The 17,006-nt window shown below is 63.7% G+C and carries 19 protein-coding genes; 8 read left to right on the top strand and 11 right to left on the bottom strand.

Features of this window, described 5'->3' with window-relative positions; translation table 11 throughout:
• Nucleotides 1-228: 228 nt before the first annotated feature.
• The 4 genes from AC56LN_RS17780 to AC56LN_RS17795 all read left to right on the top strand — a co-directional run bounded on the left by AC56LN_RS17780 (nt 229) and on the right by AC56LN_RS17795 (nt 4,306).
• Nucleotides 229-1,887, top strand: coding sequence for a diguanylate cyclase domain-containing protein (locus tag AC56LN_RS17780; RefSeq protein ID WP_499573721.1), 1,659 nt, complete (start codon nt 229-231; stop codon nt 1,885-1,887).
• A 55-nt stretch (nt 1,888-1,942) separates the two neighbouring features.
• The gene (locus AC56LN_RS17785; protein WP_499573724.1) at nt 1,943-2,674 is read left to right on the top strand and encodes a helix-turn-helix domain-containing protein; all 732 of its coding nucleotides are present in this window, start codon (nt 1,943-1,945) and stop codon (nt 2,672-2,674) included.
• Nucleotides 2,675-2,794: 120 nt separating this feature from the next.
• Nucleotides 2,795-3,772 (top strand): porin, encoded by a 978-nt coding sequence (locus AC56LN_RS17790; protein ID WP_499573726.1) that lies wholly within the window; start codon nt 2,795-2,797, stop codon nt 3,770-3,772.
• Nucleotides 3,773-3,871: 99 nt separating this feature from the next.
• The gene (locus tag AC56LN_RS17795) at nt 3,872-4,306 is read left to right on the top strand and encodes a hypothetical protein (RefSeq protein WP_499573728.1); all 435 of its coding nucleotides are present in this window, start codon (nt 3,872-3,874) and stop codon (nt 4,304-4,306) included.
• On the opposite strand, the gene AC56LN_RS17800 is transcribed toward AC56LN_RS17795, so the two are convergent.
• From AC56LN_RS17800 to AC56LN_RS17810, 3 genes are all read right to left on the bottom strand, one after another.
• Complete coding sequence (locus tag AC56LN_RS17800) at nt 4,268-5,290, bottom strand: SDR family oxidoreductase (protein WP_499573730.1); 1,023 nt, start codon at nt 5,288-5,290, stop codon at nt 4,268-4,270. The genes AC56LN_RS17795 and AC56LN_RS17800 overlap by 39 nt on opposite strands.
• A gap of 241 nt (nt 5,291-5,531) precedes the next feature.
• On the bottom strand, nt 5,532-6,533 hold the full coding sequence (locus tag AC56LN_RS17805) for a sulfate ABC transporter substrate-binding protein (RefSeq protein ID WP_499573732.1): 1,002 nt from the start codon (nt 6,531-6,533) through the stop codon (nt 5,532-5,534).
• 109 nt (nt 6,534-6,642) lie between these two features.
• Entirely contained in the window at nt 6,643-6,855 is a 213-nt protein-coding gene (locus tag AC56LN_RS17810; protein ID WP_499573733.1) for a hypothetical protein, read from the bottom strand.
• 140 nt (nt 6,856-6,995) lie between these two features.
• Between AC56LN_RS17810 and AC56LN_RS17815 the strand changes: the two genes are divergently transcribed.
• Together AC56LN_RS17815 and AC56LN_RS17820 are read left to right on the top strand one after the other, a co-directional pair.
• Nucleotides 6,996-7,745 (top strand): phosphatase PAP2 family protein, encoded by a 750-nt coding sequence (locus AC56LN_RS17815; RefSeq protein ID WP_499573734.1) that lies wholly within the window; start codon nt 6,996-6,998, stop codon nt 7,743-7,745.
• Between the two features lie 11 nt (nt 7,746-7,756).
• On the top strand, nt 7,757-8,593 hold the full coding sequence (locus AC56LN_RS17820; protein ID WP_499573736.1) for a metallophosphoesterase family protein: 837 nt from the start codon (nt 7,757-7,759) through the stop codon (nt 8,591-8,593).
• 15 nt (nt 8,594-8,608) lie between these two features.
• On the opposite strand, the gene cls is transcribed toward AC56LN_RS17820, so the two are convergent.
• The gene (gene cls / locus AC56LN_RS17825; protein WP_499573738.1) at nt 8,609-9,997 is read right to left on the bottom strand and encodes a cardiolipin synthase; all 1,389 of its coding nucleotides are present in this window, start codon (nt 9,995-9,997) and stop codon (nt 8,609-8,611) included.
• Nucleotides 9,994-12,201: a site-specific recombinase gene (locus AC56LN_RS17830; protein WP_499573739.1), complete on the bottom strand. Its 2,208-nt coding sequence runs from the start codon at nt 12,199-12,201 to the stop codon at nt 9,994-9,996. The genes cls and AC56LN_RS17830 overlap by 4 nt, the downstream gene beginning before the upstream one ends.
• A 195-nt stretch (nt 12,202-12,396) precedes the next feature.
• Between AC56LN_RS17830 and AC56LN_RS17835 the strand changes: the two genes are divergently transcribed.
• Entirely contained in the window at nt 12,397-13,233 is an 837-nt protein-coding gene (locus tag AC56LN_RS17835; RefSeq protein ID WP_499573741.1) for a branched-chain amino acid aminotransferase, read from the top strand.
• 69 nt (nt 13,234-13,302) lie between these two features.
• Here the strand turns inward: AC56LN_RS17835 and AC56LN_RS17840 are convergent, their stop codons facing one another.
• The 4 genes from AC56LN_RS17840 to AC56LN_RS17855 all read right to left on the bottom strand — a co-directional run bounded on the left by AC56LN_RS17840 (nt 13,303) and on the right by AC56LN_RS17855 (nt 15,397).
• A complete protein-coding gene (locus AC56LN_RS17840; RefSeq protein WP_499501654.1) occupies nt 13,303-13,971 on the bottom strand; it encodes a YiaD family glycine zipper/OmpA-like lipoprotein in 669 nt (222 codons plus the stop codon).
• A gap of 108 nt (nt 13,972-14,079) precedes the next feature.
• Nucleotides 14,080-14,226, bottom strand: coding sequence for a lmo0937 family membrane protein (locus AC56LN_RS17845; protein WP_005671362.1), 147 nt, complete (start codon nt 14,224-14,226; stop codon nt 14,080-14,082).
• Nucleotides 14,227-14,312: 86 nt separating this feature from the next.
• Nucleotides 14,313-14,537: a hypothetical protein gene (locus tag AC56LN_RS17850; RefSeq protein WP_482898176.1), complete on the bottom strand. Its 225-nt coding sequence runs from the start codon at nt 14,535-14,537 to the stop codon at nt 14,313-14,315.
• 173 nt (nt 14,538-14,710) lie between these two features.
• Nucleotides 14,711-15,397 (bottom strand): glycine zipper 2TM domain-containing protein, encoded by a 687-nt coding sequence (locus tag AC56LN_RS17855; RefSeq protein ID WP_499573743.1) that lies wholly within the window; start codon nt 15,395-15,397, stop codon nt 14,711-14,713.
• Nucleotides 15,398-15,583: 186 nt separating this feature from the next.
• Between AC56LN_RS17855 and AC56LN_RS17860 the strand changes: the two genes are divergently transcribed.
• Nucleotides 15,584-16,312 carry a Crp/Fnr family transcriptional regulator gene (locus AC56LN_RS17860; RefSeq protein WP_482898178.1) on the top strand — a complete coding sequence of 243 codons (729 nt, stop codon included), beginning with the start codon at nt 15,584-15,586 and terminating at the stop codon, nt 16,310-16,312.
• A 101-nt stretch (nt 16,313-16,413) separates the two neighbouring features.
• Here the strand turns inward: AC56LN_RS17860 and AC56LN_RS17865 are convergent, their stop codons facing one another.
• Nucleotides 16,414-16,635, bottom strand: a complete 222-nt coding sequence (locus tag AC56LN_RS17865; protein ID WP_183550660.1) for a YMGG-like glycine zipper-containing protein — start codon at nt 16,633-16,635, stop codon at nt 16,414-16,416.
• Between the two features lie 20 nt (nt 16,636-16,655).
• Nucleotides 16,656-16,982, bottom strand: a complete 327-nt coding sequence (locus AC56LN_RS17870; protein WP_499573747.1) for a BON domain-containing protein — start codon at nt 16,980-16,982, stop codon at nt 16,656-16,658.
• Nucleotides 16,983-17,006: the final 24 nt, after the last annotated feature.

The raw sequence follows: 17,006 nt of genomic DNA on the forward strand, positions 1-17,006 counted from the left end.
ATGTTTTCAGCGTCAGGCTGCAATCTCACCGTAAAGATGGTCAGGCCTGCCAATCTCCGTTACAGTGTTGCAATTCATCCAAAATAGCACGCTGGAAATTTATTTCCATGGCGCATCTTCATTAATCCGAATTCACTCCCGGTTTCGGCGCTATCATGATGAGCTATTACACGTTTGCTACGCCCGCACATGCAAGGTTTGCTCTGTAGATTTCGACTGTCCACCCTGATGACCCTGGCCGTGTGCGCCACGGTGGCACTGACCGTCGCTCTGCTGCTGGCCGTGGTCAACCATTTTGCGGTACGGCAGGCCAATGCTGAAGCGCAGTTGCGGCTGCAACAGTTGTCGTGGCAGATGCGTGACTCGCTCAATCGCGTGGTCGAGCAGGCCACGGGTGACGCGCGTCTCCTGGCCGCGTTGCCGCAAGTGCGCAATGCGCGTAGTCCGGCGTCGGCCCGTGTTGCGCTGGAAAGCCTGCAGCAAACCTTCCCCGATTACGCCTGGATCGGCCTGGCCGATATCGACGGAAAAGTAACGGCCTCGACCAAGGGCCTGCTCGAAGGCGCGGATGTCAGCGCCCGGCCGTGGTTCAAGTCGGGTCAGGTGGGCGTGCGCGCCACCGATTACCATCCCGCTCTGATGCTCGAAAAGCTCATGCCCCACGGTACCGATCCGTGGCGCTTCGTCGATGTGTCCACACCCGTTTTCAGCCAGGATGGTGAGATGTTCGCCGTGCTTGGCCTGCACCTGAGCTGGGACTGGGCACGACGCCAGGCGCGCAAGCTCTTGACCCCGGCGCTGCGCGAGTATGGCGCCGAGATCCTGGTCGTGCGCAACGACGGGACCGTGATGCTGGGGCCGGAAGAACTGGTCGAGAAAAAGATTGCAACGGAGAGCCTGCGGCGCGCCAAATTGGGTGACACGGGCGCGCTGCGCGAGGCCTGGCCGGACGGGCGTACCTATCTCACCGGCTATAGCCAGACGGGGCAGATCGGCAACGCGGCCTCGCTGAACTGGGCGGTGCTGGTGCGCCAGGATGAAGACAAGGCCTTGCAGAGCGCCAAGCTGCTGCAGCACCGGATGCTGATGTGGAGCGGCTTGCTGGGTGTGGTGCTGGCCGTGGTCGCCGCATTGCTGGCGCAGCGCCTGGCGCGCCCGATGACGCGGCTGGGCGAAGCGATCGAGCGGGTGACGGAAGCCACCGCTGGCGGGCATGAGTTGCCGGCGATTCCGCATATCCAGGGTTTTTACGAAGCGAATATGCTGTCGCGCACGATGCGCAACCTGGTCGACAGCGAAGCGGACTACCGGCGCGCCCTGCAGCAGATGAACGAACACCTGGAGTCGAAGGTGGCGCAGCGCACGGCCGAACTGCAGGCGCTGCTGCTGCGCGACGTGCTCACGGGCTTGCCGAACCGCCGCGCGCTGCTCGAGACCTTGCCCGAGGCGATGGGTCGCGCCAGCCGGGGCGGGCGTCCGGCGGCGCTGCTGTTCATCGACATGGATGGCTTCAAGGCGGTCAACGACAACCATGGCCACGAAGAAGGCGACGAGCTGCTGCGCCAGTTCGGCGCGCGCCTGGCCGGGGCGATCCGCAAGACCGATATGGTGGCCCGCCTGGCCGGTGATGAATTCGTCGTCGTTCTTGAAATGCTGACGTCGCGCACCGATGCCGAGGAAACCGCCTGGAAACTCCTCGACCGGCTGCGCGAGCCGTACCAGCTCAGCACCACCGAAGTGACCGTCGGCGCCAGCATGGGCGTTGCGGTCTTTGCGCCGGGTGATAAGCCCGATCTCGATGCCTGGCTGGCGCGCGCCGACCATGCCATGTACGCCGCCAAGCGCGGCGGCAAGAATGCGGTGGCCCTGGCTGCCGTACCCGTGTGAGGCACATACTGGCCTGCACGCCCCACGTCGTTCTTTGCGATTGCCAGTACCCTTCATGACCCAAATCAGCCAGATCATCGCCACCATCAAGCGTCAGTTGAAGCTGCAGGGACTGACCTACCGTGACGTTGCTGTCGCACTCGGTTTGTCCGAGCCCAGCGTCAAGCGCCTGTTCGCCAGCGAGCAATTTACCCTCGACCGCATCGTCGAAATCTGCAGCCTGCTTGGATTTACGCTGGCCGAGATCACGCAGGAAGCGCAGAACGGCCAGCGCCGCCTGCGCACGCTGAGCGCCGAGCAGGAAACCGAGCTGGTGTCGGATCCGAAACTGTTGCTGGTCGCCGTCTGCGCGCTGAACCACTGGCGCATGCTCGACATCCTGGGCGCCTATGCCCTGAGCGAGGCGCAATGCATCCAGCACCTGCTCCATCTCGACCGCCTGCAACTGATTTCGCTGTTGCCCGGCAATCGCATCCGCGTGAATGTCGCGCGCGATTTCGACTGGTTGCCCGACGGGCCGATCCGCGCGTATTTCCGCGACCAGGGCATGCCGGAATTCGTGGCCGGGGATTTCGGCGGGGTGGGCGAGTCGCTCGACTTCGCGCATGGCATGCTGACCGAGAGCGCGCGCGCGAGGCTGCAGCAGGAGCTGCGCCAGCTGCGCAGCCGGTTCGCGCAATTGCACGACGAAAGCCTGGCTGCGCCACTGGCGCAGCGGCGTGGCACCGGCCTGTTGATTGCATTGCGGGAATGGGAACCGGCAGCCTTTGCGGGCCTGCGCCGGTAGCGTATGATGAGTTGCACGTGCCTGACCATGACGGACCGGAAGCGGTCGGTTATGTGAAGTAATAGACAGATAAGATCGCCGCATTTGTCGGATAGTAGGTGTCAGGGAGAGTTTGACGCCATGAACATGTCTTTCATCGCAATGGCCGTGCTGGGTTCGAGTGCGGTATGTGCTTCGGCGCAGGAATCGGCAGCCACTGCAACGGCTGCTGGCAGCGCCGTGATCCCCGAGACCGTCTGTGCGCAAGACTGCCTGGCCCAGCTTCAGCTGGCCGCGCGTACCGATGGCGTCAATGCGCCCGCCGGCAATATGGTCTTCACCCGCGAAACAGCCCCCGAGTCCGATCAGCGCGCCGGGCGCGCTGGCGCCGGCACGGTCACCGTCGGCCGGCAGTTCAACATCGACTACACGACGCTCAATGACGTGGGCGACCCGTTCCATGGCGGCCTGTCCGCCCAGGCCGCGCCGCGCGGCGAACGCGCCGACGACAGCGTCGCCTACGAAGGCACGTTCGCCGGCCTGTCGACCGGCGCCAAATGGGGCAAGGGCGACGTCGACGGCTCGCCTTCCGGCCGGGCCTGGGGCATGTCGGTCGGTGTCAATCTCGGACCACTCAACATCCGCGCGGCCCACCAGAATCGCAATGTGGCCAAGGTCACGCGCTACGACCAGGTCGACATCACGATGGCGGCCAAGAATTCCATTGTCGCGGCCAATATGCGCTTCGACTGGGGCACGGCCTACGCCGCCTACAGTGCCAGCCGCGGCTGGGGCAGCTCGCCGCTGTTCAATCCCGACAATCCCTACAGCGCCGGCGTGGCCGCCACCCGCTCGACCAACAGCCGCGACGTGCTCGCCGGCGTGGCCGTGCCCATGTCCCACTGCACCACGCTGCTGGCGTCCTATATTCGCCGCAACGACCGCGACCTGGCCAATCGCGATGCGCGCCAGATCGCTGTCGGCGCCAGCTATGCCGTCTCGCGCCGGATGGATTTCTACGCGGCGTATTCGCGCATCCAGCACCTGGCCGGCGTGCAGCTCGGTGTCAAGCCGGGCAATGGCTCGTCGCTGAACGTCGGGATGCGGCGCGCCTTCTGAAGCGGTGCCCGTCGCGGACGCACCGTCCGTGCGCTGCGACAGGAATCGGCGAAATTCAGTAATGTGCCTCCATGGTTCATTAACTATTGAGGAGACCTTATGACTGGTACCAGCACACTTGATCCGGATAACTTCCCGGAAGCCCCAGACCGCAGCCTGGGCAAGGGCCATGGCGTTGACGCACTCGGTCCGAGCGACTTGTCGGACACCGGCAGCGACGTTGTCGGCGGCCCCGGCTTTGCCACCAATATCGATCCTGAACAGACGCTGGACTTCGACGGCGGCACGACGTCCGACCTCGAGGCCGGTCACGCGGGCGAAACGGCCGGGCCGGATGTCGGCGATGCCGATTTCTCGGGTGACAGTGATCGCAGCGGCACGGGCGAACGCGCCGCTGCCGGGCGCGACGCCGTCGTCAGGGACGGCGCCGACATCGACACCGACCACATCGAGTCGATCCCCGATCTGCCACTGACCGAGGATGACACCGACTTTTTAGCGAGTCGTCCGCCGGGTCAGGGCGAAAGCCGCTAACAGGGCGCCGCCGCCCAGCAGGGCGGTGGTGATGTACTTCGAGCGCAGCGCTGCCGCCGTGTATTCGCTGTGCTCGATGACATCGTGTGGTGAGCCCTGGCGCTCGCGCAATTCACGCGTGTAGTCGGGCTTGTGCAAGGCATCGCGTCGGCTCGGATCGGTGTCGATGTCGAGCTTCTGATTCTTGAACATCGTCGCTTGCAGGTATTTGTCGAATACGCGTGGCAGCAGGCGCGCACCGGTGGCATTGAACTTCGATGCGCCGCCGACAAACACGTCACGCTTCGGATGCTGGGCCGCATACAGGATTGCATCCGCAACGATTTCCGGCGCATACACGGGCGCCGGCAGCTTCGGCTCCTTGTCCATGTAGTTTTTCGCGTGCACGGCAAACATCGTGTCGATACCCGTCGGCTTGATCAGCGTGACCGACATCGGCGCGCCTTCTTTTTCCAGCTCCATGCGCAGCGAATCCGTGAAGCCCTTCACGGCGTGCTTGGATGCGGCGTACATGCCCTGCAGCGGGATCGCGTGGTCGGACAGTTCGCTGCCCAGGTTGATCAGCGCGCCGCCGCCGCGCAGCTTCATGCGCTTGACCGCTTCCAGTGAACCATTGACCACACCCCAGAAATTGGTCTGGAACAGGCGGTGGTGGTCTTCCGGCGAGACATCTTCCAGGCGACCGAAGATCGAAATGCCGGCATTGTTGATCCACGTGTCGATGCGACCGAAACGCTCGATGGCGGCGTCGCCGATGCGCGCCACCTCGTCGACATTGCCGACGTCGGCCGTGACGGTGACGACCTCGGCGCCCAGCGACCCGAGTTCTTCGGCCAGGTGGGCGAGGGCGTCGTCGGCGCGTGCGGCCAGCACCAGTCTGGCGCCTTGCCCGGCCGCCATGCGCGCCGTGGACAGGCCGATGCCACTGGTGGCGCCGGTGATGACGATGACTTGCTCACTGATGTGTTTCAGCTTGACTGACATGGGTGATCCTTTTTGCTCTGATGTTGGCGGGATGGGCGGCCCCCTGGCATGCGTCGTGCACCGGGGACAAGCCACGAGTTAGTGAAATGATCACTTCGTGTTTGATAGTGATATTTCAAGCGAAATCGTGGCGCGCGGGTGACGCGACCGTCCCGGCGAACGAGCGCATGAAAAAAAACGCCGTCCCCACAGGATGCGGGAACGGCGTTCGATGAACACTGCGCGAAGGCAGCGTTGATCGTTACTTCTTGGCGTAGATCTGGTCGAACACGCCGCCATCGGCAAAGTGGGTTTTCTGCGCTGCGGTCCAGCCGCCAAACTCGCTGATCTGGAACAGCTTGATCTGCGGGAACTGCGATGCATATTTTTTGGCGAATTTGTCGACAGAAGGACGGTAGTAGTTCTTGGCGATGATGTCCTGGCCCTGGTCGCCGTACAGGAACTCGAGATACGCCTGCGCCACCTTGCGGGTGCCGCGCTTGTCGACGTTCTTGTCGACCACGGCCACTGGCGGTTCGGCCAGGATGCTGACCGACGGGGCGACGATCTCGAACTTGTCCGGGCCCAGTTCGCGCAGCGCCAGCAGCGCTTCGTTTTCCCAGGCCAGCAGCACGTCGCCGATGCCGCGTTCGACGAACGTGGTGGTGGCGCCGCGGGCGCCCGAGTCGAGCACCGGCACGTTCTTGTACAGGCGCGCCAGGTAGTCGCGGGCTTTGGCATCGTTGCCGCCTGGCTGGCGCAGGGCGTAGCCGTAGGCCGCCAGGTGGTTCCAGCGGGCGCCGCCCGAGGTCTTCGGATTCGGGGTGATCACCGACACCCCCGGCTTGACGAGGTCGCCCCAGTCGCGGATCTGCTTCGGATTGCCCTTGCGCACCAGGAACACGATGGTCGATGTGTACGGCGCGCTGCGGTAGTTGAGTTTTTGTTCCCAGCCCGGATTGATCAGGCCCTTGTCGCGGATGGCGTCGATGTCGTACGCCAGCGCGAGGGTGACGACGTCGGCCTGCAGGCCGTCGATCACCGAGCGTGCCTGCTTGCCGGAGCCGCCGTGCGACTGCTTGATCGTGACGTTGTCGCCGGTTTTCGCTTTCCAGTGCCTGGCAAATGCCGCGTCGAACTCGTGGTACAGCTCGCGCGTCGGATCATACGATACGTTGAGCAGGCTGATGTCGGCAGCAAACGCAGGCGCTTGCGCCAGAAGGGTCAGGGCTGCCAGCGAGCTGATGAAGGTTTTGCGAAGCATTGTTCTCTTTCTCTGGGTTGAAGACCGTAGCGTACGGTCTCAACCTGTAGAAACAAAACGAATAAATTCAAGCAACCTTATGCGGTTTCTGCGCTGGCGCCAGCGGGGATCAGTGCGCCTTCGACAGGATGACGAGCCAGCGACGGAACAGCAGGATTTCGACATGGCCGGCTTCGACGCCGGTATCGCACTCGATGACCGGATTCACGGCGTAGAAACGCTTGCGGAAATCACGGGTCACCAGGATTTCACGGCGGCCAATGCGGACCATGAAAGGGGTCGGGGCGTGTTCCATACCAAAAGAGCTGTTGAGCGTGGTCATGTTCGTTTCCTCGTATCGAGTGGTTATGCAGTGAAGTAAGAATACCACAACCACTGTATGAATCAACAGTTACTGTTCGGGCATACAGTACTTTTTGCGGTGTGTGGTATTTTCGCCAAGTCAGTCATAATCGCGTCATCATGACCAAAACACTGCCCCGACTGCAGCGCTTCGCTGCCAACCGCTTCTCGCCGGAAGGCGAATACGGGCTGCACCTGACCATCGGCGTGGCGCTGCTGCTCGCTGCCATGGCGGTGTTCGCCCAACTGGCCGGTGCCGTCGTCGCCGGTGCGCCGATCACGCAATTCGATGCCGAGATCGCCAACTGGCTGCACCAGCACGCGCGCCAGGGCGGCCTGCTGCGCGAAGCGCTGCTGATCCTGACCCACATCCACAGCACGCCCGGCATGCTCGTCATGGCGTTCTGCGCGGCGCTGTGGGTGTATCGCCGCGGCCATCGTTACTGGACGATGGCGGTGATTGCCAGCGTGCCGGGCGGCATGCTGCTCAATGTCGCGCTCAAGCACACGTTCGAGCGCGCCAGGCCGCATTTCGACGAGCCGATCGTCACCTTGACTACCTACAGTTTCCCCAGCGGGCACACGATGGCCGCCACCGTGCTGTACGGCGTGCTGGCCTGCTACGTTGCGCGCCACGCCCGCACCTGGCCGGGCAGGGTGCTGCCGTTCGTGTTCGCAGCCATGATGATCGGCGCCGTGGCGTTTTCGCGCATGTATCTCGGTGCGCACTATCTCACCGACATCCTCGCCGCGCTCGTGGAAGGCTGCGGCTGGCTCGCCATCTGCATCAGCGGCACCGCTACCCTCAATCGCCGCCGCCGGGCCCGCGAGCGGCGCCTGTCCGGCGCGGCTTCATCCCAAGACATGTAAGGAGTTTTTCGATGCGCACTCTCGTTCACCTGTCCGACCTGCACTTCGGGCGCGTCGACCAGGCCCTGCTCGGCCCGCTGCGCGATCTCGTGCACGCCATCGCCGCCGACGTCGTCGTCATTTCGGGCGACCTGACCCAGCGCGCCAAGGTGGAAGAATTCGAAGAAGCGCGCGCGTTTCTCGATTCGCTGCCCGGGCCGCAGATCGTCGTGCCGGGCAATCACGATATCTCGCTGTACAACGTGCTGCGCCGCTTCGCGCGGCCGCTGTCGCGCTACCGCCGCTATATCACCGACAATCTCGAGCCGGTCTTCATCGACGACGAGATCGCCGTCGTGGGCGTCAACACCGCGCGTTCACTGACGATCAAGGACGGGCGCGTCAGCCACGAACAGATCGCCGCGCTGCGTGAGCGCCTCAGTGGCCTGGGCCCGGACATCACGCGCATCGTCGTCACGCATCACCCGTTCGACTTGCCCGACCATTTCGAAAAGCGCGACCTGGTCGTGCGCGCGCCGCTGGCGATGGAGGTGTTTGCCGAAACCGGCGTGGATATCCTGATGGCCGGGCACATGCATGCCAGCCACGCGGGCAGCACGGCGGCGCGTTACCAGATCGATGCGTATGCGGCGCTGGTGATCCAGGCCGGCACGGCTACCTCGACGCGCGGGCGCGGTGAAGTGAATTCGTTCAACGTGGTGCGGGTGGACGCGCAGCGGGTCGAGATCGACCGCTATGGCTGGGATGCCGTGGGCGGCAAGTTTGACGTGATCACGACCGAAAAGTTCATGCAGGCAGGCAGCGTCTGGTCCCCGCATGCCGACGGCATGCTGGCAGCGGGGCTCTGACGCGCCGCCCGGCGCTCAAATCCAGTATTCGGTCAGGCGCGCCATGGCTTCACGCAGGCGGTCCGACCATGGCCGCCGCTTCCAGGCGTCGAGCTTGATTTCCTTCGAATGGACCACGTCGTCCCGGAACGCGGCTTCCATGTCGCGCCCGAACGCCGGATCCAGCACGATCACATTGACCTCATAGTTGTGGATGAAGCTGCGGCGGTCGATATTGGCCGAGCCGATCGACGACCACATGCCGTCGATCACCGTGGTCTTGGCATGCAACACGGCCACCTGCAACTGGTGAATGCGCACGCCGCCCTCCAGCAGCTCTTCATAGAACGACTCGCCCGCATGGCGGATGAAGCCGTGATCCGACACGCCCGGCAGCACGAGCTGCACGTCCACGCCCCGTTTGGCCGCGGCGATCAGGCCGTCGACGATCTGGCGGTCCGGCACGAAGTAGGCGGCCGTCAGGTGGATCGATTTCTTCGCTTCGCCGATGGCGACGACGAGCGACTTGTAGATCGTCGAATCGCGGTCCGGTGACGTGGCCAGCACGCGCACGACCTTGTCGCCCGCCGGGGCCAGTTTCGGGAAGTAATCGATCTCGGGCAATTCCCCCGCGTCCTGGTGGACCCAGTTGTCGATGAACGCCCATTGCAGCGCGCCGACGGCCGGTCCTTCGATCTTGATGTGGGTATCGCGCCAGCCGACTTCATCCTTGCTCACGTCGTCCGGCCGTTTCTTCGACCGGAACAGCGAGCTGTTGGCGTAGGTGCTGCTGATGTTGATGCCGCCGGTGAAAGCCACGAGGCCATCGACGATCATGATCTTGCGGTGATCGCGGTTGTTCAGCGCCCATTTGCCGGGCCGCTTGGTCGGGTCCACCGGATTGAAGACCAGCACGTTGACGCCGGCCTGGCGCAGCCGGTCGAAGAATTCCTTCGGTGTCGAGAGCGTGCCGACGCCGTCGACCATGATGTTGACCACGACGCCCTGGCGCCGCTTTTCCATCAGGATGTCGGCAAACTGTCCGCCGATCTCGTCGTGGTCGAAGATATAGGTTTCCAGGTTGATCGATTTCCTTGCCCCGCGCGCCGCTTCCATCATCGCGCGCATGGTCGCCGGACCGTCGAACAGCAGCGTGACGGCATTCCCGGCAATCATCGGTACGCCGGTGGCCTGTTCTTCCAGCACCGCCAGTCCCTTGAGGTCGGCCGACGCGCGCGCCCAGCGCCGCTTGAGCAGCGCCGCCGCCTGTTTCTGCTTCAGTTCGCCATGCTGGTTCGTGACCGTCGGCGTGGACTGCGAAGGCCCGCCGGTCATGGTGCTCGCATCGGGCAGTGTCTTGCATGCGGTCACCGCGCAGGCGAGAGCGGCGATGGCACACCAGGTGGCGAAGCGCTTCGTGATCATTTTGTTCCTCTTGCGGGGTCGGAGTCGGGGGGCGCCAGCTGGCGGTGTTTGGGGCCGAGGAAGAACTCGACCGGTGAATAGGCGAAGCGGCGGCCCAGTGCCTGCACCAGCAGGATGCCGCGCTTGAAGCGGATCTTGCGCGCGCGCAGGGCGACCCAGAGCGCGAGGCCAAAGCTGACCAGCAGGTTGACCGTGCCGATCAGCAGCACGCCGGCGGTGGCGTTGATGATCTGCGGCACGGTCATCTGGTAGTCGAGCGCCACCAGCGCGGTCGCGAAATTGGCGGCCGAGAACGTGATGTGACGGATGTCGATCGGCAGGCCCAGCAGGAAACCGACCGTGCCGGTGGTGCCGAGCAGGATGCCGAAGAAGAAGTTACCCATCAGGCCGCCGAGGTTGTTCTCGACATACGCGCCCAGGCGCGCCAGCCGTGCCGGGCCGAGCAGGCTGCGCAGGCCGCGCAACTGCTGCACGCGCTGACCCATGCGGGTGTACAGGGCCTTGTTGTCGTAGTAGCCCGACACCAGGCCGGCCACGAACAGCCAGACGCCCGCCACCGCCGCATAGAACAGGGCCGGACTGTTGACGGGATCGATTTCGTTGAGCAGGTGCAGCGCCTTGATCGGGTCGACCAGATGCTCGCCCCGGTACCAGCGCACGCTCTCGGCAATGGCCCAGGCCACGGGGAACGCGACCAGCACGTTGCCGAGCACCGCCACCATCTGGGTGCGGAACACTTTGTTGACGAGCTCTGCGAGCCGGTCGACGTCCAGGCCACGGCCCGTTGCCGAGCGGTGCAGCGACGCGGCGATGCGCTGGGCCGTCATGGCCGGCTGCTTGGTCGCGACGGTGAAGTGCAGCATGTGGATCAGCACGAAGCCGAACGAATAATTCATGCTGAACAAAAATGCCTGGACCAGCGGCGGTGAGTGCAGGTAGCCCAGCAGGATCTTGAGCAGCGCCATGAAGCCGACGATGAAGCCGGCGCCGGACGACGACCACAGCATCTTGCGCAAGCCCTTGCGGTCTTCGGCGATGTAATGCTCGCCCGTGCGGCTGGCGTTTTCGGTGACGTTGCGCGCCAGCAGGTCGACGTTGTCGCGCACCAGGTTGGTCACCTGATACTTGGTGTTGTGCGCCTCGATCAGTTCTTCGGCCAGCTCGATCACGGCGCGCTCGCGCGGGCCCAGTTCAGGCGCCGGCTGGTCGGTGATCACGGCGAGGCTGCCTTGCGGCGTCAGCGTTGTGACAGGCGCTGCTGTCGTGGCGGCCTCGGGCGGCGTCGCCGTCGCGCTCATGGCGCTCAGCACACCCTGGGTCGCGGCGGCCGGGTCGACGTCCGTGTCGGCGCTCGCCCCGGTCTCCGGCACATCCACCAGGAACAGCAGCTTTTGCAGGCGGTCGATACTTTGCTGGAGTGCGACCAGCAGATAGGTCAGGGCGATGCTGGTACCGCTGCTCAGCGCCAGGCGCCGGATCTTGAGCACGACGTCTTCACACTGGTCGAGCATCACGAGCAGGTGGCGCGCATCGTCCGGGCGCGCGATGTCGCCGTTCAGGTAGCGCGCATATTCATCCAGGTAACGGTTGACCTCGATGTTCTGCATCAGGAACGGCGAATCGAAGTTCTCGATCTGGCTGTAGCTGTGCACGAGGCGGGGCTCCAGGCCCAGCGCGCAGACGCGGCACGACAGCGTGCGGATCGCATCGAGCAGGCCCTTGAGCGTGACCACGCGCGCGCGGCCGGGATTGGCATCCGCCGGCACCGGGGCGCTTTCGATCACGTGGAACAACGTCATCCAGTCGGTGTCGGGCACCGCGCGGATCCAGGCGTAATCGTCCTGGCGGTACAGCACCTGGTCGAGCGCGTCGGACAGGTACAGGTCTTCCAGCGCCGGCGGCAGGAAGCGGTAAGTGATGCGGCTTTTCAGCTCGGTGACGAAACCATCGTTCGACAGGATGCCGATGTCGCTGTACAGGCTGGTGTGCCGGCGCTTTTCGAGCAGCGTGGTGATGTAGCGGCGCAGCGCCCATGCCTGGTCGGGATTTCCCTTGAGGAGCTGGGTCAGCGTACGGACCGCCTGCGCCGGGTCATCGGCCGTTTGCCATACCCAGCGCTGGCGCGGGCGCAAATGGCAGACGAGCTCGACCAGCAAGTCGATCTTGTCGCTGTGGGGATCAATCCGTTCAAGTGTTGCGAGCATGAAAAAAAATCTGGTCAGAAAAGCGCCAGTGTACGCGAGGAGCCGGGCCAATATGGTGTGGCAACGAACAGTAACCTCGTGGAAGTATCCTGTAGCACGGTTCAGACCCGCGCCGCGGCGCCGGCGACTGGACGCGGGCAGGGCAGTCCCGCTACACTGGACCGGATCTGCCATGTCTCAGTCATCAAGGAAACCATGTACCTCACTTATTTCAACGGCCAGTGGGCCGAAGGCAATGTGCCCCTGTACGGCGCGATGGATCACAGCCTGTGGCTCGGTTCGTCCGTGTTCGACGGCGCGCGTGCGCTGGCCGGCAAGCTGCCCGACCTGCGGCCGCACCTCGAGCGCGTCATCAGCTCGGCCGAGAAACTGGGCCTGGCCTGTCCCTTGAGCGTGGACGAGATGGAAGCGCTGGTGCGCGAAGGCGTCGCAAAATTTGCGCCCGATGCCGAGCTGTACGTGCGCCCGCTCGTGTTCGGCACGGAAGGCTTCCTGATTCCGGTGGCTGAAAAGAGCCAGTTCGCGCTGACGCTGTTCGATGCACCGCTGCCGCCGTTTGTCGGGTTTTCGGCTGGCCTGTCGACGATGCGTCGCCCGCAGCCGAGCATGGCCCCGACCGACGCCAAGGCATCGGCGCTGTACGCCAACTCGACCCGCGCCATGCGCGAAGTGAAGGCGCGCGGCTTCGAGCAGGCGATCGTGCTCGACGGCGACGGCCACGTCGCGGAGTTTGCCGCGTCGAATCTGTTCCTGGTCACGGCCGACGGCAAGGTGGTCACGCCCCGGTTGAACGGCACCTTCCTGGCCGGGATCACGCGTGCGCGCGTGATGGCGCTGCTGGCCGAGGTCGGTATCCAGGTCGAAGAACGCACGGTGGAAGAGGCTGAACTGCGCACGGCGCGCGAGATCTTCAGCACCGGTAACTATGGCAAGGTCACGCCATGCACGCGCTATGAAGACCATGTGCTGGACGCCGGGCCTGTCGCACGGCAGGCACGCGAGCTGTACATGGCGTTCACGCAGGCCGCCTAGCCGCGTCTGGCGTCACCATGCAAAAGGCCGGCAAATGCCGGCCTTTTGTATTACTGGCGAACGTGGCGATCAGCCGCGTGCTGGTTCTGCGACGTAGATCTCGACGCGGCGGTTGCGCGCCTTGCCGGCGTTGTCGTTGTTCGATGCGATTGGTTCGCGCGAACCGCGGCCTTCGATGGTGATGCGGTTCGGGTTCACGCCGCGGCCTGCCAGGTAGTCGCGGGTGCGCGATGCGCGGTCGACCGACAATGGCTGGTTGATGCTGTCGCTGCCGGTGCTGTCGGTGTGGCCGATGATCACGACGTTGGTGTTCGGGTTCTCTTGCAGCGTCGAAGCAAAGCGCTGCAGCACTGGCTGGAAGTTGCTCTTGATGTCCGAGCGGCCGGTGTCGAACGAGATGTCGCTCGGGATTTCCAGCTTCAGGCGGTTGTCCGAGGTCTGGGTCACTTGCACGCCGGTGCCCTGGGTCGCTTGTTCCATGGCTTGTTTTTGCTGTTCCATGCGCTTGGACCAGATATTGCCGATCACGGCGCCAGCTGCTGCGCCGATGGCTGCGCCGCCTGCCACACGGCCGCCGCCACCGCCGCTGGTCGTGCCGCCGATCAGGCCGCCAAGGCCTGCGCCGATGCCGGCGCCGGTTGCCGTACCGCGCTGGGTGCCGGTCATGTCTGCGCAACCGGTTGCCGTCATGACGACGATGGCGACTGCTGCGGTGGTTTTGATGAAGTTTTTGTTCATGGTGGAACTCCTTAAAAGTAAGAAATCCGTTTCGCTGTCACGCCGGACAGGGGCGCGACAGCGAAACGGATTGGATTTTACGACAAGCAGAGACTTGTCATAAAAGTTCTATATACCGCGACCGCTGATCAGGCGAACCAGGATCATGATGACGGCGACGACGAGCAGGATGTGGATGAAGCCGCCGATGGTGTACGACGTGACCAAGCCAAGCAGCCAGAGGATAACGAGGACAACAGCAATTGTGTACAGCATGATGAATCTCCTAGAAGGGGTGCGCCCGTTGCGCTGTGAGACCAGTATGTTGTTTCCTGAGAGCGACTACCGTTCGATGGCGTACATTAAACGCAACTTTTTTGTTTTTGCACGCCTGGAATCCAGCCCATCATCCCGATCAGGCCGGTAAAACCGATCAGGCAGCTCAGCAGGCCTCCGGCAATCAGGAACACCACATCATGGGCTTGCACCAGGCCCTGCGCGACAGGCGCCGGCCCGGCCGACAGCATGCCGAATAACGTCATTACGATTCCCCAAACAATGATGCCGATCCAGGTCAAGGTATTCATGTGGGTCTCCCTGATTGATGCCGTATCGCCAATCGATTCAGCACACCCCGATTGTCGGCTTAGCTCATCAATAAAACCGTGCGATGGCACACATTGCACTCAGGAAAAAAATTGGCCGGGTCGCTTGCGCGATCCCGGCCATGTCATCGTGCTGAAACCAGCGCGTTGCAGCGTTATGCCACCGAGCGCAGACGGCCCTTGACGATACGCACGCGGTCGCCGTTGCCCCATTGTGGCTGGGTGGTCTGGCGGAAGGTGCGCAGCGTGCCGTCATCGAGGCGAACCCGGATTTCATAGCTGGTCGTGGCCTTCACATTGCCCTCGACCTGGTTGCCGACGACAGCGCCACCGATGGCGCCGGCCGCAGTGGCCAGCGTCTTGCCATTGCCGCCACCGATCTGGTTGCCCAGCAGGCCGCCCAGGACAGCGCCGCCGGCTGCGCCCAGGCCGCTGCCTTCGGCACGCTCCTTGATCGCGCGGACCGATTCCACGTTGCCGCAGTTTTCACACCAGTTGCTCTTGGCGGCCAGCTGGGTCGGCTGGCTTTCCTTGATCTTCGTCACAGGTGCTGCTTGTTGCACCGGTGCTGGCGCAGGGGCCGGCGCGTACGCTTGGGCTGGCGCCGGTGCAGGGTAGGCGGCTTGTGGTGCAACGGCGTAACCACCTTGCGGCAAGGTCGACGCGAGCGCCAGGCGGTCAGCTTCGGTCAGCTGACGGTCAGCCGTGCCACCCACCGATGATGGCAGCCAGCCCATGATGGCGGCGGTACCGACCAGCGAGAACAGCACGACAGCAGCGGCTGCCAGCAGCAGCAGCGGGTGGGTGCGGTTCTTTACAGGCATGTTTGGAGGGGTTGTCATCTTTTGTTCCTTTCGTATAGGCATTAAGCCGGATGTTCAATGATTGTCCTCAGGAACAACTAAAGCTTCCGTGCGTCACCGTACATACCTGCACACCCTGTACCGTTAGTCTCCAAGACATTGTTTGTAAATGTAACTGGGTGTGGCGGTCCCGGCTGGCGCCACACGCCAATCTGTGAGGAAATGATGAATTCTGCCGTCCACCCGCCTGTCTTCGAGCCCAGCAGTAATTTGTTGCTCGCAGCACTTCCCCCAGATGACCTTGCCCAGATGCTTCCGCAGCTCGACGAGGTCAGGGTGGAAGCTGGCCAGGTCCTGTGCGAAGCGGGTGATCCGATTCTTCACATTTATTTCCCTCATGACTGCCTGGTATCGCTGCTGGGGGTGGCCGAGGGGCGCATGACGCTCGAGGTTGGCCAGGTCGGGCGTGAAGGCATGCTTGGCGCCACCACGGCGCTGGGCCACGACACCACGCAAGTGCGCGCCGTCGTGCAGCGCGCTGGCAGCGCCAGCCGGATGGACGGCGGGCGCTTTCGCCTCGAAGTCTCGCGCAATCCGGCCCTGCAGCGCGTGCTGTACCGGTACACCGATTCATTACTGGCCCAGGCGATCCAGATTGCCGTCTGCAGCCGCTTCCATGTCCTTGAAGCACGCCTGGCACGTTCGCTGCTCATCACGCGCGACCGCCTGCAATCCGACAAGTTCCACCTGACCCATGAATTTCTGGCGCATGCGCTCGGGGTGCGCCGGGTTGGCGTGACCAAGGCGGCCAGCGCGCTGCAGCAGCAGGGGCTGATCAACTACAGCCGGGGCAATATCGAGATCCTCGACCCGGAGCGCCTCGCAGCGGCGGCCTGCAGCTGCTACCAGATCGTGCGCGAAGCCGGTGCAGCGCCGGCCACCGATACCGTCTGAGCGGCCTGCGCCAAAGCGCGTCGCCCAATAGAAAACGCCCGGCGAGCCGGGCGTGTTCTATTCACTGTCATGTCACTGGCTTTGGCGCCAGTGAACAGGGATCAGTTGGTGGTCTTGACCTGGTTGCCGACCACGCCGCCGACAGCTGCGCCGCCAACGGTGCCGACTGCGCTGCCACCGGTCAGGACGCCACCGATCACGGCACCGGCGCCAGCGCCGACTGCGGTGTTACGGTCTTGCTTCGACATGTTCGAGCAGCCGACCATACCGAATGCGGCGGTCGCCAGGGTTGCCGTCACTACCAGGTTTTTGATGAGTTTCATGATGTTCTCCTTTGATGGGGTTATTTCAGGCGCAGGTCATTTCTGACCGATTTCACGCCGTTGACGGTTCGCGCGACCGAGGCCGCTGCGGCGACGCTGTCGGCAGAGGATACAAATCCACGCAACCGGACAATGCCTTGATACGTATTGACATCCAGATCGGACACCTTCAGTTCAGGATCGCGCCGGATGGCGCTGTGTACTGCGGCCGTGATGGCATCGTCCTGGACGGCTTCGATCTTGCCGAAGCCGGGTAGTCCGGAAGTGCATCCCATCAGTGCGCTACCAGCCAATGCGACCAGTAAAACCGGGATGCTGCCAAAACGCCTGATGCTCGATCCGTTCATGCGGGTGTTTCTTTTCTTGATGAC

This window comes from Telluria sp. ZT3P26 (assembly GCF_059686035.1).

What these genes read in the sequence shown, in the direction of transcription:
- AC56LN_RS17780 (WP_499573721.1), top strand. Translation starts at nt 229, where the DNA reads ATGACCCTGGCCGTGTGCGCCACGGTGGCACTGACCGTCGCTCTGCTG.
- AC56LN_RS17785 (WP_499573724.1), top strand. Translation starts at nt 1,943, where the DNA reads ATGACCCAAATCAGCCAGATCATCGCCACCATCAAGCGTCAGTTGAAG.
- AC56LN_RS17790 (WP_499573726.1), top strand. Translation starts at nt 2,795, where the DNA reads ATGAACATGTCTTTCATCGCAATGGCCGTGCTGGGTTCGAGTGCGGTA.
- AC56LN_RS17795 (WP_499573728.1), top strand. Translation starts at nt 3,872, where the DNA reads ATGACTGGTACCAGCACACTTGATCCGGATAACTTCCCGGAAGCCCCA.
- AC56LN_RS17800 (WP_499573730.1), bottom strand. Translation starts at nt 5,290, where the DNA reads ATGTCAGTCAAGCTGAAACACATCAGTGAGCAAGTCATCGTCATCACC.
- AC56LN_RS17805 (WP_499573732.1), bottom strand. Translation starts at nt 6,533, where the DNA reads ATGCTTCGCAAAACCTTCATCAGCTCGCTGGCAGCCCTGACCCTTCTG.
- AC56LN_RS17810 (WP_499573733.1), bottom strand. Translation starts at nt 6,855, where the DNA reads ATGACCACGCTCAACAGCTCTTTTGGTATGGAACACGCCCCGACCCCT.
- AC56LN_RS17815 (WP_499573734.1), top strand. Translation starts at nt 6,996, where the DNA reads ATGACCAAAACACTGCCCCGACTGCAGCGCTTCGCTGCCAACCGCTTC.
- AC56LN_RS17820 (WP_499573736.1), top strand. Translation starts at nt 7,757, where the DNA reads ATGCGCACTCTCGTTCACCTGTCCGACCTGCACTTCGGGCGCGTCGAC.
- cls (WP_499573738.1), bottom strand. Translation starts at nt 9,997, where the DNA reads ATGATCACGAAGCGCTTCGCCACCTGGTGTGCCATCGCCGCTCTCGCC.
- AC56LN_RS17830 (WP_499573739.1), bottom strand. Translation starts at nt 12,201, where the DNA reads ATGCTCGCAACACTTGAACGGATTGATCCCCACAGCGACAAGATCGAC.
- AC56LN_RS17835 (WP_499573741.1), top strand. Translation starts at nt 12,397, where the DNA reads ATGTACCTCACTTATTTCAACGGCCAGTGGGCCGAAGGCAATGTGCCC.
- AC56LN_RS17840 (WP_499501654.1), bottom strand. Translation starts at nt 13,971, where the DNA reads ATGAACAAAAACTTCATCAAAACCACCGCAGCAGTCGCCATCGTCGTC.
- AC56LN_RS17845 (WP_005671362.1), bottom strand. Translation starts at nt 14,226, where the DNA reads ATGCTGTACACAATTGCTGTTGTCCTCGTTATCCTCTGGCTGCTTGGC.
- AC56LN_RS17850 (WP_482898176.1), bottom strand. Translation starts at nt 14,537, where the DNA reads ATGAATACCTTGACCTGGATCGGCATCATTGTTTGGGGAATCGTAATG.
- AC56LN_RS17855 (WP_499573743.1), bottom strand. Translation starts at nt 15,397, where the DNA reads ATGACAACCCCTCCAAACATGCCTGTAAAGAACCGCACCCACCCGCTG.
- AC56LN_RS17860 (WP_482898178.1), top strand. Translation starts at nt 15,584, where the DNA reads ATGAATTCTGCCGTCCACCCGCCTGTCTTCGAGCCCAGCAGTAATTTG.
- AC56LN_RS17865 (WP_183550660.1), bottom strand. Translation starts at nt 16,635, where the DNA reads ATGAAACTCATCAAAAACCTGGTAGTGACGGCAACCCTGGCGACCGCC.
- AC56LN_RS17870 (WP_499573747.1), bottom strand. Translation starts at nt 16,982, where the DNA reads ATGAACGGATCGAGCATCAGGCGTTTTGGCAGCATCCCGGTTTTACTG.